Origin of the sequence: Peribacillus sp. FSL E2-0218 (genome assembly GCF_037992945.1) — a bacterium.
Lineage (GTDB): Bacteria > Bacillota > Bacilli > Bacillales > DSM-1321 > Peribacillus > Peribacillus simplex_B.
Window position 1 is genome coordinate 1,102,287 of the sequence record NZ_CP150304.1, and the last position, 12,938, is coordinate 1,115,224.

At 41.9% G+C, this 12,938-nt stretch carries 14 protein-coding genes; 7 read left to right on the forward strand and 7 right to left on the reverse strand.

Annotated features, from left to right (window positions below; translation table 11 throughout):
• Positions 1–305: 305 nt before the first annotated feature.
• A complete protein-coding gene (locus tag MHI53_RS05245) occupies positions 306–986 on the reverse strand; it encodes a DUF1796 family putative cysteine peptidase (protein ID WP_340372930.1) in 681 nt (226 codons plus the stop codon).
• A gap of 353 nt (positions 987–1,339) precedes the next feature.
• On the opposite strand from MHI53_RS05245, the gene MHI53_RS05250 reads away from it, so the two are divergent.
• Positions 1,340–2,524 (forward strand): MFS transporter, encoded by a 1,185-nt coding sequence (locus MHI53_RS05250; protein WP_340372931.1) that lies wholly within the window; start codon positions 1,340–1,342, stop codon positions 2,522–2,524.
• Positions 2,525–2,889: 365 nt separating this feature from the next.
• Here MHI53_RS05250 and MHI53_RS05255 read toward each other — a convergent pair whose 3' ends face one another.
• On the reverse strand, positions 2,890–3,678 hold the full coding sequence (locus MHI53_RS05255) for a SurA N-terminal domain-containing protein (protein ID WP_340372932.1): 789 nt from the start codon (positions 3,676–3,678) through the stop codon (positions 2,890–2,892).
• Between the two features lie 360 nt (positions 3,679–4,038).
• Between MHI53_RS05255 and MHI53_RS05260 the strand changes: the two genes are divergently transcribed.
• Both MHI53_RS05260 and MHI53_RS05265 read left to right on the forward strand, forming a co-directional pair.
• On the forward strand, positions 4,039–4,404 hold the full coding sequence (locus tag MHI53_RS05260) for a PAS domain S-box protein (protein ID WP_340372933.1): 366 nt from the start codon (positions 4,039–4,041) through the stop codon (positions 4,402–4,404).
• 48 nt (positions 4,405–4,452) lie between these two features.
• The gene (locus MHI53_RS05265) at positions 4,453–5,040 is read left to right on the forward strand and encodes an HD domain-containing phosphohydrolase (RefSeq protein WP_340372934.1); all 588 of its coding nucleotides are present in this window, start codon (positions 4,453–4,455) and stop codon (positions 5,038–5,040) included.
• Positions 5,041–5,226: 186 nt separating this feature from the next.
• On the opposite strand, the gene MHI53_RS05270 is transcribed toward MHI53_RS05265, so the two are convergent.
• The 3 genes from MHI53_RS05270 to MHI53_RS05280 all read right to left on the reverse strand — a co-directional run bounded on the left by MHI53_RS05270 (position 5,227) and on the right by MHI53_RS05280 (position 7,840).
• Positions 5,227–5,580, reverse strand: coding sequence for a VTT domain-containing protein (locus tag MHI53_RS05270; RefSeq protein ID WP_340372935.1), 354 nt, complete (start codon positions 5,578–5,580; stop codon positions 5,227–5,229).
• 202 nt (positions 5,581–5,782) lie between these two features.
• The gene (locus tag MHI53_RS05275) at positions 5,783–6,460 is read right to left on the reverse strand and encodes a response regulator transcription factor (protein WP_340372936.1); all 678 of its coding nucleotides are present in this window, start codon (positions 6,458–6,460) and stop codon (positions 5,783–5,785) included.
• Positions 6,461–7,840 carry a HAMP domain-containing sensor histidine kinase gene (locus MHI53_RS05280; RefSeq protein WP_340373647.1) on the reverse strand — a complete coding sequence of 460 codons (1,380 nt, stop codon included), beginning with the start codon at positions 7,838–7,840 and terminating at the stop codon, positions 6,461–6,463.
• Positions 7,841–8,103: 263 nt separating this feature from the next.
• Here MHI53_RS05280 and MHI53_RS05285 point away from each other — a divergent pair, with 263 nt between their 5' ends.
• The 4 genes from MHI53_RS05285 to MHI53_RS05300 all read left to right on the forward strand — a co-directional run bounded on the left by MHI53_RS05285 (position 8,104) and on the right by MHI53_RS05300 (position 11,271).
• A complete protein-coding gene (locus MHI53_RS05285; protein WP_257390714.1) occupies positions 8,104–8,226 on the forward strand; it encodes a hypothetical protein in 123 nt (40 codons plus the stop codon).
• Between the two features lie 189 nt (positions 8,227–8,415).
• Positions 8,416–9,144 (forward strand): hypothetical protein, encoded by a 729-nt coding sequence (locus tag MHI53_RS05290; RefSeq protein ID WP_340372937.1) that lies wholly within the window; start codon positions 8,416–8,418, stop codon positions 9,142–9,144.
• On the forward strand, positions 9,137–9,871 hold the full coding sequence (locus MHI53_RS05295) for a hypothetical protein (protein WP_340372938.1): 735 nt from the start codon (positions 9,137–9,139) through the stop codon (positions 9,869–9,871). Before MHI53_RS05290 ends, MHI53_RS05295 begins: the two co-directional genes overlap by 8 nt.
• Positions 9,872–9,972: 101 nt before the next feature.
• A complete protein-coding gene (locus tag MHI53_RS05300; protein ID WP_340372939.1) occupies positions 9,973–11,271 on the forward strand; it encodes an arsenic transporter in 1,299 nt (432 codons plus the stop codon).
• Between the two features lie 155 nt (positions 11,272–11,426).
• Here the strand turns inward: MHI53_RS05300 and MHI53_RS05305 are convergent, their stop codons facing one another.
• Together MHI53_RS05305 and MHI53_RS05310 are read right to left on the reverse strand one after the other, a co-directional pair.
• Entirely contained in the window at positions 11,427–11,978 is a 552-nt protein-coding gene (locus MHI53_RS05305; protein ID WP_340372940.1) for a chromate transporter, read from the reverse strand.
• The gene (locus MHI53_RS05310; RefSeq protein ID WP_340372941.1) at positions 11,978–12,565 is read right to left on the reverse strand and encodes a chromate transporter; all 588 of its coding nucleotides are present in this window, start codon (positions 12,563–12,565) and stop codon (positions 11,978–11,980) included. The genes MHI53_RS05305 and MHI53_RS05310 overlap by 1 nt, the downstream gene beginning before the upstream one ends.
• Between the last annotated feature and the right edge of the window lie 373 nt (positions 12,566–12,938).

Genomic DNA, 12,938 nt, shown 5'->3' on the forward strand with positions numbered 1-12,938 from the left:
GAGCCAGCAAAAGGTTGATATGCCATTCGCCTTCTGCTCTCATCATCCTTTCCATTAAGTCGGCGTCTGAAATTCGGTAGTTTACCCTTGGCGTTTTTTCACCCCAAAAGTATAGTATGGAAAAAAGCCCACTATAATGTCATCGTTGATAATATAAGCTTGTTTAGATTTAAAGGCTTAAGTAAAGAGGGCATTCTTTTTAATAACTTTATGTAGCTATCCTGTCCTTTCCATATTAACGGAGGCCCCCATCATGCTTAAAGGTTATGGCCTCCGGTTTGAAAAAGGGCTTGGAAAGGCCCTTTTTATTTGGCTAGCGATATGCCCTCAAGGACTTGATCCCAAATCTCATGGTTACTGGGCTCTTGACGTGGAACTTGTACTAAAGAAACCCCGTCCAAACCCCATTCCACTTCTCTTATTCCCTTTAAACCTTCAAGCTGCTCCATTAACAGAATCGTTACTTTACCCTTAGTGAGTCCAGACAAGATGGCTTGTAGTTCTGCGGTGTTTTCATAATTCGCGTTTAGCCATTCATACCTTATGAATAAAGTGGATTGACTTTGGGCAATTTGGGCGAAAAATCGTTGAATTCGAGTGTTCAATTTTTCCTTATATAATGGATACTGAGCTGTCCAATCTTGATTAACGATCATTGGAAAATCATGAACGGAATCAATCTTATAACGACTATCATGAATGAAATGTGCCCTGGCTGGTTCAGTTTCTCCTTCTTGAAAGACGGCATTACCTTCATCAACGAAATGTGCCAGTATGTCCTTTTCCACCATATTTTCCAGCTCCATGAAACCCTGAAACCCATTTCTCAATAAACGATTTACTTCGGATAGATTAGGGGATTGAACCCAATCGAAAGGCAATGAATGCCTTCTTAAATCATGACGTTTTGAGTGCAATGCGGGACCGCACCACGCGCCTAAGCTCACTACCAAATCATAGGATCCCTGGATATCTTGTAATTTCATAATCATCACCCCATTTGCTTTTTTTACATACTACGCAGGATGGATTAGCCTTGATTGGATGAGGGCGTAATTACTTAATAAAAACCTAATGTATATCGCCCTTTGTATGAGAAACATTATATTGACATTTCCATTCATCCAATTGATAATGAAAATTGTTATCAATTAAATTACTAGCATTTATATATTTGGAAGGTTATACTGCATGGTTGAGGATTTAACTAACGAAATATTGTGACAAAACGCACGATCGAGCGGAAGCCCAAAAAATGCTTGAAGGATCAAACGTATCGGAAAATGATGACTGTCTCTAAGAATATTCCCAAAATACTAGCGTACAAAGGTTGTGTATCATGAAAAAAGAAGGATTATGGACAAAAGATTTCATTTCCATATCAGTGGTTAACTTCGGATTGATGTTATCGATGTATTTACTGTTAGTAACGATGGCGCCCTATGCTATTGAAAAATATGGTGTTTCGGTCAGTACTGCTGGATTGGTTGCCAGTATCTTTATAATTGGCGCTTTAATGAGTCGCTTATTTGCTGGTCGGCAAATAGAAATGGTAGGCAATAAAAAAATGCTGATGATGGGGATTGCCATCTATATCATAATGACCTTTTTTTATTTTATGCCTACTAATATCTTTGCCCTCATGGTTATTCGCTTTTTACAGGGAATAGGAGTGGGAATGGCGACTACAGCAACTGGAACCATTGTAGGGAAGGTCATCCCGCCTAATAAATATGGAGAAGGAATCGGTTATTTCAGTTTAAGTGCAGTGTTGGCGGCAGCTATCGGCCCTTTGATTGGAGTCGCGCTTATAGAATATATTAATTACACGAGTATTTTTGTATTTTCATTAGCGGTCGGGTTGGGAAGCTTGATCATTTCCGTTCTTGTCGATTCTCCAGCAAAGGAGATAATGTCGTCTGCCAGGAAACGATTTACGTTTTCCAGTTTCATTGAACCGAAGGCCTTGCCCATTTCACTCTCGATATTCGTAATAGCACTTGGGTATTCAAGCATTCTGTCATTTATCACCGCGTATACGGCGGAAATCGATTTAGTAGAGGCGGGCAGTTTTTACTTTCTTGTCTATGCACTGGCCATTCTGGTTTCACGGCCATTTACAGGGAAACTGGTTGATTTGAAAGGCGGCAATAGCGTGGCTTATCCTGGCTTGGTTTTATTTGCAATTGGTATGATTCTAATTAGTCAGGCACAAACGAGTTTCGTCTTTTTAGTGGCATCGGCCTTTGTCGGATTAGGGTATGGGAATTTCCAATCTTGTACACAATCGCTTGCCATCAAGGTGACCCCTAGGGAAAGAATCGGATTGGCAACATCGACATATCTCGTTTTTCTTGAATTGGGGATAGGTTTTGGTCCATTCATATTAGGCTGCCTGGTCCCTTTAATCGGATACAGAGGTATGTATTTATCGCTGGCGGGGCTAATTATAATGGGCATACCGATTTATCATGTTCTTCACGGTCGGAAAGATAAGGATGTACTCGTTTCGAAAATGACATGAAAAATGTTCATGAAAAAGGAGCTGCTATAAATCAGCTGCTCTCCGATCGCAGACAATCTCGATAATAATGGAGGCTGTCTGCCTTTTTTTAGTTTTTACACTTTGTCCGTTTCGTTCCATGCCCTTTTGCATGTAAATTAAGCTGGAATCCTGATTGCCCGCAGACTTGAAGGCTCTGTATTTGGTCGCTCATCCCGCTCTCCTTATAGTCTGGGCGAAGCGTCCAGCCTATTGATAGGTAAGGCGATCACTCACACCGTGTAGAAGAATGCGATAATACCTGCTTCCAATCCAATGAATATCAAAAAAGGTTTCGGAAGGGAATCCCTCCGAAACCTTTTGGTCCATGAACTGAACGTACTTGGTTAGATTTTAACTTCGACCTTAGCATCTTTCTTAAGTTCTTCCACATGTTTCACAAGCTTTTCTTGTTTCTTTTGCTGTTCGAGTTGTTCCTTGATTTGCGGTTTCATTTCTTCCAGTTTATTTACCTTTTGCCCGCTTGCCTTGGATTGCTCGGCAATCTGATCATAATATTTCTGAATTTCTTCATCCGTTGGCTCTTCTACTTTAATCTCATTTTCTACGTACTTTGTATAGGGAATATTTTCGGCAATCTGCGTGTTTAACGTTTCTGAATTCAGGCCTGCTTGCTTCATCGCTTCCTTGAATTTTTCCTCGGTTTTATATTGCTCTTTGATTTTCGCAAGTTGCTTTTCGATTTCAGCCTTGGAGGCTGTGTAGCCTTTTTTGTCAGCAGCTTGCAGCAGTAATGTTTGCCCCACTAACGAATTGATCGTTTGCTCTTTAATTTGCTTGGCACCTTCCTTGGTAGTTGGGTCTTGTCCAAATTGCTGCATTTGCATTTGTGTTGACGATAACACGGTATTGTATTCCGCACCGGTAATATTTTCGTCATTGACGATGGCTACCGTTTTCTTTTCATCCACTTTTTGTTTGTCTAGTTTCTTCTGCATTTCTTCCATCTTTTTTTGTTGTTCCTCAGTTGCTTTAGCCGTTTCTTTGCTTTGCTGTGCCTCGGTTGTTTTAGTTTCTTTCTCGTCATTCTTTTTATCCGCTTCATCGTTCGATCCACAAGCCGTCAAGGCAACAGCCAATAATCCGATAACGATAGGGTACAATAGTTTTTTCATGTTCAGTCTCCTTTCGTATTCAGTGCTAAAAAAATCATCTAATGCGCATTATATAGGAATTGCCCCTGAAAACACAATTAAATCACTCTATTTTTCCAGAAAACAGGAATATAGTAGAGTCATCTCCCGAAGATATCGGCGATCCTTTCCAGCAACTGAATCGATTTACCCTTTGTCCTGCGAAGGTAAAGGGAGCTAAGAATGATTTCGCATGCAGTCAAGTTCCTGAAAAATTCATGACATAAGTAACCACCGTTCAAGTTATTTTATGGTATTATATACCTTATTATTCGAAAATAGTTCATTTAACCTAGAAGACACGGGCAGCAGAGAAAGAATCAATTAGCGGGGGGATGGAATTTGAAAGGGAAATCTGTACTGCCAATTGAATTGGCGGGATATTTAAAGCTGGGGGATGCCGTCATCATTACGGACCAAGATCATCGAATACTTGATATTAATCGTTATTATGAACAGACGACGGGATATACAAGGGACAGCATAATCGGTTTCAAAGCTGGTTTTTTAAAGTCAGGTATAACACCAGCAACTACCTACACATCTTTGAAAAACGAATTAAGGAACGGGAATCCCTGGTCAGGGGTATTGACCAATCGGAAGAAATCAGGTGACGTATGGCATTCCTCGATAACGATCACACCTGTTCAAGTGAAAAACAAGTCTTATTTCGTCGGGGTTTTTCGAGAATTGGAACAATTGAAGTAAGGAGTTTATCTTTCGGAAAAGAAAAGGACAGAGACGCAAAGGGAATTATTGAAGATCCTCGCCATTTCATGCGAAATTCGCGATCCAAGCATAGAGGAGCATTTATCGAGAGTGCAAACTTTAAGTGAAAAGCTTGTAATCGTACATAATAGGCGAATGCAACTGGGGATGTCTGAAAGAGATATTCATCATATCGCTCATGCGAGTATTCTGCATGATATCGGCAAGGCGGAGATTCCTGAAGGGATCCTATATAAACCTGGTCCATTGTCTCCGTATGAACGAACCATCATTGAGATGCATCCATTAATGGGAGCCGATATTTTGAATAAGATCTCTCGGGAAATAAACAATGAGTTCATCAGCAGTCTCGAAGTGGCGGAAAATATTATCCTCTATCATCATGAAAAATGGGATGGGACGGGATACCCCCATCATTTGAAAGGGGAGGAGATTCCATTGGAAGCAAGGATCACTGCGATTGTGGATGTGTTCGATGCCCTGACAAGCAGAAGGGCGTATAAAGACTCTTGGTCAGTGGGACGGGCATTATCCTTCTTGAACGAACAAAAAGGAAAGCATTTCGATCCAGACATGGTAGAGTCTTTCTTTGAATGTTTCGTCGAAAGGGAATAAAAGGAAAAAGGCTACGAAGCCATCCGCAGCAAGGAGGACATTACATAAGGAACTCGGCGAGGCCCCTGCGCAGCTGAATAATAATGGAAGGGAGGAGCCTTATAGCCGAAAGGAAGAAAGTGGAAATCCTGTTTCTTCGAATAAGTGTATTCTAGCGAATATTAGTAAAAAGAAAAGCCTATTGAATTATAGGTCTGTATTCTTATTTCTTTTAACGTAATAAAGGAATGCCATAATGAGAAGCAGCAACACCAAAAATATTTTCCCTTCGTTTGAAGCCTTCAATACTTGGTTCACGGAGTACGCCTCGATGAGGAGGGCGGGCATCTTCCCGATCGATGTGGCGACGAAGAAAATCAGGATGCTCGTCTTACTTAATGCTGCCGCGAGGTTAATCACGCCGGAAGGAACGAAAGGTAGGAGCCTAAGCAAGAGGATCATCCAAAATGCAGGAAATCCCTGTGACTTTTGCAGTCGCATGATCCAACGGTTCCTCGTGAATTTTGGTTGAAGTGATTGATGCCTTTCCGATATATCCAAAAGCTCACTGCCGCTCCTATAATTTCCCCTAAGTAAGAAACGATCAATCCCTCCTGGAATCCAAACACGGTGATATTTGCTGCAGTGATGAAAGCGCTGGGAATAACACCGAGCACGCTAATCAAAATGTTAAAGACGATACTGACAAGAATGGACAAGTGACCGCTTGATGCTAACGCCTCAGAAAAGAAATGCATATCAATCAAGAAGATTTCCATTTATACCCGACGCCCCATACCGTTTTCAAATGCTCATTTGCCGGAAAGCCGGCATGGCGCAGTTTTTCCCTAATATTTCGAATATGGGAATCGATTGTCCGATCTTCCGTGTTCGATCTGAAACCCCAGATGGTCGTAAGCAGGTGATCCCTGGAGTATACTTGATCAGGTGATTTTAAAAACAAGGACAACAAGGAAAATTCTTTCGGCGTCAATGAAATGGACTTGGCTTGATAATGCGCTTCATAAGCGGATTCATTTAATTTTAACCCCTTAAAGGACACCCCGTCGACTTCGTGATGCGATATCCGTCGCGTCACAGCTTCGATCCTGGCCAGTAACACATCTTCGTTAAAAGGCTTCGTTATATAATCATCGGCGCCATTGTTCAGCCCTTTCACCATATCTTCCGCTGCATCACGGGCAGTGAGCATGATGATGGGAATGGCAGAAAATGACCGAATCCTTTTACAGACTTCCCACCCATCTATCTCAGGCATCATCACATCAAGAATGACGATGTCAGCATGATTATGCTTCAAGAACAATACCGCTTCAAGCGCCGAGTCCTTCTTTATGCACGTATATCCCTGAGGAGCAAGATACAACTCGATCAGATCCATCATTCTTTGTTCATCATCTACCAGAACTGCTGTTTTCATTTAATGGTCTCCTTTGAATATGATCGTGAAGCACGTCCCTTGGTTCAGTTTGCTTCTAACTGAAATGGTTCCTCCTTGAATCTCGACTAACTGTTTGACGATGGAGAGCCCCAAACCGAATCCGCCGGTATTTCTAGCGCGTGATTTCTCGACACGGTATAAACGGTCAAAGATATGAGGGACATCTTCATCGGGAATGCCCACCCCTTGATCGATGATGGAAATATTGATACTGCCAGGTAACCGTTCTGCTTTGATGGTGGTAACCGTATTTTCGTTCGAGTATTTTAATGCATTATCCAGCAGGTTAAGCATGATTTGCTCAAACCTTGCAGGATCTAAATCAATCGATGAATCCTCCTTGCATTCGAGATGCAATTGCATTTTTTTATACTGAAAGGCTGGGAGCACCTTTTCATGAATCGTTTCCAGGAATGAAGCAAGCCGGACGGTTTCTTTTGATATGGTGAAGGTATTCATATCCATTTTAGCCATATTGAATAGTTCGTCCAACAATTTGTTTAATCGTTGTGATTCATCATGGATGATTTCCAAATATGACGTCCTTTCGGATACATCCAAGTCTTTTCTTCGGGCAATATCAGCATACCCCTTGATATAGGTGAGAGGGGTGCGCAGTTCATGGGATATGCTAGCCAAGAATTCGTTGCGTTCCTTCTTTAAATAATTCAATTCATTAGCCAAGCTTTGTATCGATTGAGCAAGTTCACCAAGTTCATCATGTGATCGAATGGGTACAGTTACGGAGAAATTCCCCTCGCTTAATTTCGTTGTCGCCTCCTTCATGCCGATAAGTGGTCTGGTCAAGGCTTTTGATAAGAAATAGATGATGATGAGCATGAAGAAAAGAAGCAATACCGTTGCAAAAAGGAAGTGCTTATTCAATTGGGCAATCAATTCTTCTACTTCACCTGTATTTTTGAACATATAGACATAGCCTTCATATTCATTGTCACTGTTATATGGTGTAACGGTGGCAATATACGGTTGATCCTTCCAACTTGATTGGATGATCAAGCCCTTTCGGGGAACTTGGGGAAGAGTCTTCCGTAAGATTGTTTTCATCTCTGCATTTATATTTTCCGAAGATTGCAGAATATCGCCTGTTGAATGCGTTATCACGACATCTGTATCTGTATGGGATTCCATCAGGCCGATATGCTTAAGGGTCCCCTCGGAATACGAGAGTTCTAACACATCTCGATGGCTGTTGCCCCGGGATTTCAATGATTCCAATTCTTGATTGATCCGCGATTGGATGACGTGATTGTGTAAGTAAAGCATCGAAACTGTTTCCAATAGGAAAATGCTACTAAATATATAGAGTCCTAGCTTCAAGGAGATTTTCAAGATGTTCACCTTCTTGTTAAAGTCATTATAGAGGATAAATATGAAGGAATTATGCAGAGCGACCACATTGCTTCCCATACTAAACATAATCCGAATGAAGGCAGTTTACAAGGAGAACTGCGATCATTTTAAATCAACTCCATCTGGTGCTTTCCCGATTCCAGCAGAATGAAAGAATGAGAGTTTTCCTTGGTTTACCGAAATGAATTTTGTTGAGTAAAGGAAACATTTTGTCATCAGGTGAATATAATGTAAAAAAGGAGCTGATCGTTATGAATTGTACAAACCGTACCCAAAAAAAAATACTTGCGTATTCGGCTTTATTCAAAAAAATCGGCATCATCAATGAAGAAGAATACAAAACGATTGCTAAGACCTTTCAAGCGAAGGATTGAAGAAGGGAACCTTGAATGATCATAAACGTTTGTCCCACCTTAAGCAGGCTGTAAAACCTCCGCCTTCGATTTCTCAATGAGGGGGTGACAGCCTGCATTCACTTACAACTTAGGATATATATGGTATTGTATAGGTACTCAGGATCAAATGTGGAGTGAAATGTCTAAAAAAGGAGAATTTCAGAAGATATGTTCGATTTCGAAAAATATATGCATGCACCCTCTTTAATTGCTACAGCGTCCAGTTACATACTGATCGGAACCTTATTTGCCATCATTTATAGAAAAAAACCAGCATCTCCTAAGCTCTGGAAGGCTATTCTCGTATTAGTGCTAGGAATGTTCGCTTTTCATTTCACTTTTAATCTAGCAGAAGAGGTCATAAGCATACCCATTCTCCCAATCGGTGTGGCTCTCCTCTCTTGGCTCTTGGGAAGGCAAGGGAATGCGGCGAGATGGCAGCGATATCGCCGTTTTGCCTGGCTCGGATTTTTATCGAATTTCATCGTTTTCGCTTTTGCCCTTTTAGCCATACCGCTTGATGGAATGATGTATCCGAAGAATGTACCGTCGACATATATGATGGATGTTAAAAAGGCTTCATTGATAGCGAGCCACCCCCACTCGAAAGAAGGAACATTAAATAAAGCAAAGCTGGAAAAATTGATGGGAAAGATGAAACAAAAAAAGATCGAGAGTGAATCTTGGTATAATCGAATCCGTAAAGATGGCGATTACAAAGAGAAATTCCCTTATATCCTGAATGGGACAACCGCTGCAAAGGGGAGCGGACTTAAAGCAATCATTTTCATTGAAGAAGATGGCAGGGGAATCCTGATTACACCTAATAAAGGACGTCAAGTCTACTTCAGGCTCAAGGAATCGATTTTGAAAGGAGGTGATGGGGAGAATGGCTAAAAAAACAAAAAAGATTATTTTACTAGCTGCGATATTATTGATAATCGGTGTTCTTTCATTTACTCAATTACCTAAAGACCCTGCCCCTTTCCTATCGGATAAGCAAGTCATCAAACGCATCAACTCATTTTTTTCTGAAGCCCAGCCAAAGATCATTCAAGACCGTATCTTTTTGGATGATACACATGTATTTGTTCCTTTTATTAGCGAAGATGATGGGTATGGGATGAGCTTTTGGATCTGGAAGAATAATAAATGGAGAGCAGCTTCCGTGAATGAAGGAGGTCAGCCTCAGGTTTGGAATGGAGAAAAGAAATCAAAAATCATCTGGAATATCAATCCTAAAGATGACGTTGGCGAAATCAGGTTTTTTCTAAAGAAAGAAAGGGAATTCATGGTGGCAGATGGAGTGGATACCTATCAACCAGGAATGGAAATGATGCACCGGATTACGCTTCAAGAAAAAATGTACGGAGTCGAGGAGTATCCTGATCATTGGCAGGAGCTTATGACACAGTATGCGAAAATACAGGCCGAAGATGGACAGAATGAATTTCTGGCGCTGGGGGACGGATTGCAAGTGTTCACTAGTTTTTATGATGCCAAAGGAAAGGAGACATCTCCTCACACCTCCTTTACCGGGAATGGCTATTCGACAGGAAATGATTTCGTCGACGTCCCATTCCTTGTCCAGGTGCATGAGAATGAGCTGGAAGGGGAGTATTGAATTGTCAGGACTTGTTGAAGCGTCCGGATTGTGTCTTAACTATTATTCTTATATAGTTAAGAGATAGTTTCGTAGAAGGAGTTGCGAGTGGTGCAGATAACATGAGTTCGATAATATTGGCGATAATTATTTTTGTTGTCACGTTGGTTTTGGTTATTTGGCAGCCCAAGGGTCTAGGGATAGGCTGGAGTGCGTGCGGCGGGGCAATCATTGCGTTGATGTTCGATGTCGTTTCTTTTCAGGATGTAAGTGATGTAACGCAAATCGTCTGGAATGCGACATTGACGTTTGTCGCGTTAATCATCATTTCGTTAATATTGGATGAAGTGGGTTTCTTTGAGTGGGCAGCGCTCCATATGGCTCGTGTTGCTGACGGCCGCGGTGTCCGTTTATTTGTATTGGTATTGATTTTGGGAGCCATAACCGCTGCGTTTTTTGCCAATGACGGAGCAGCCTTGATTTTGACTCCAATCGTTCTTGCAATGGTACGGGCACTGAATTTTGAAGATAAAATGGTGCTGCCATTCATCATGGCAAGTGGATTTATCGCAGATACGACGTCCTTGCCCTTTGTCATCAGCAATCTAGTGAATATTGTTTCCGCAGATTTTTTTGGGATCGGTTTTGGCGAGTATGCCAGCAGGATGATCGTTCCTACCTTAATCAGTCTAGGCGCAAGCATTTTGGTCCTGTACTTATTCTTTAAGCAACAGATACCCGTTACATATGCAGCAAAGCATTTAAAGATACCGGCAGAAGCGGTCAGGGATGCAAACATGTTCAAGATTTCCTGGCTGATCCTTGCGATTTTGCTTGTTGGATACTTCGTTAGCGAATTCATCGGCATTCCTGTATCTTTCATTGCAGCTGCGATTGCGCTTTTCCTCTTATTGCTGGCAAGGAGAAGTCCTGCAGTGGACGTAAAAGGTGTAATGAAAGGGGCACCGTGGAATATCGTTTTCTTTTCGATCGGGATGTATGTAGTCGTGTACGGCTTGAAGAATGTTGGATTGACCAGCTTGTTAGCTGATGTCATTCAGGCGACGGCGAATCAAGGATTATTTTCGGCTGCGATCATCATGGGGTTCATCGCAGCGGTTCTTTCTTCCTTCATGAACAATCTGCCAACAGTGATGATTGATGCATTGGCCATCGCCGAGGTACAAACAACAGCGCCAATTAAAGAAGCGCTGATCTATGCAAACGTGATCGGTTCTGATTTAGGACCGAAAATCACCCCGATAGGATCTTTGGCCACGTTGCTGTGGCTGCATGTTTTAAAGGGAAAAGGTGTCAAGATCACTTGGGGGTATTATTTCAAGGTCGGGTTCATCCTAACCGTCCCCACCTTATTGATTACATTGATCGGGCTTTACTTTTGGCTCCGGATCATTCATTAAAGATAAGGCCGAGATATCGGCGGGACAGTTTGCAGACAAAAGGGGTTCGGAATTTTTAAAAATCCGAACCCCTTTTGAATTTTCGCCTATAGGTAAGAAATGTGTTCAATGAGTCCACTATGCAATCAATTTTTAAACTTTAAATTTGGCGGGATTTAAGTGAGCGGAATGACAAAGCCTCCGTAAGCAAAGGCAAGGACGATTACGAATGCTGGATGGATCTTGAATTTACCTAAAGCCAAGAAGGCCAATCCGGCGATGATGATCGAATGGATGTAACCAATGGAACCGACGGCATCTGCGGCCATGCTCCAGGTAAGCAATAACATCATGATCGTGATTACGGGCTGTACCAGTAATGACATCCCTTTTACGACAGATGATTGCTTGTATTTACGCAGGATTTTCAATAAATAGATCAATGCCACGGCGGAAGGGATGATGGTGCCGGCCAATGCAGCTAAGAAACCTGGCCAGCCATACACATCATATCCGACATATGCGGCAATCTTGGTGGCAATCGGACCTGGAAGGGAATTTCCCAGCGCGAGCATTTGTGAGAATTGGGTATTATCGAGCCAGCCGTAACGGGTTACGATTTGATCATACATAAGCGGGATGGAAGCTGGACCTCCGCCATATCCTAGAAGGTTGGCAATGAAGAACGCAAGAAAAACAGCGACCCCGATCGGGATGATAAAGCCCATTAGGAAGATCCCTCCTTCCGATCCATCTTTTTACTTTTCAATTTTTCTTTTAATTTAAAGTGGAACGCTCCATACAAAAGGAAAATCATGATGACGATACCTGGGTGAAGGGAGACCGTCTGGAGCAGGATAAAAGAAATCGCAAAAAAGGTGATGCCAAGCACCATCCCTAACCCTTTTATCGCCTTTTCGCCAAACTCATAAGCCATTTGACCAAGCATGACGGCAACAACTGGCATGACAGCAGCGATCATTGTGCCGACCATTGCTGAATTGCTTAGCACATTAATGAATCCAATCAGGAAAACCATAGCAAGACATGAAGGCAATACGTGTGCAGCCACACTCAAAAGTGCTCCCGGCCAGCCCTTCAATTGATAACCAAGGTATGCCGCCATCTTGGTGGCAATCGGCCCTGGAAGCGTATTGGCGATCGCCAGCGTGTCACCGAATTCATCATCATCGAGCCAATGATATCGGGAAACGGCTTCATGACGGATGAGCGGGATGACAGATGGTCCGCCGCCAAAACCTAAAATGCCCGTCCTCAGCATCCCGATCGTTAATTCCGAATATGGATTTTTCAAAACGGTTCCTCCTTAAAAAACTTAGCATTCATTCCCAAGAATATGAACTAATGATAACAAAAATCCCTTTCGCATAGTACATGAAATGATGATAATCGTTGTGTAATCAGTGTATGAAAGCTTTTTAATGGGATCGGAAAAACAAAAGGAACTTCTTTTGGTCTTCATGTATGAAATTTGGATCAAAGGGGCTGCAAGAACCATAATCAAGAAAGACCTAATGTTGCCAAAAATGCAAAAATGCAATAATGAGATAACACTAATTCAAGTAGCGGTGAGCGTGAAGAATTTTTTGTTAGCTTGTAATCTAGGTTACATTGTCCATTTCAAACATTGGGGGTCCGAGAAAAAAATTTTGAAAAATGAGAATATA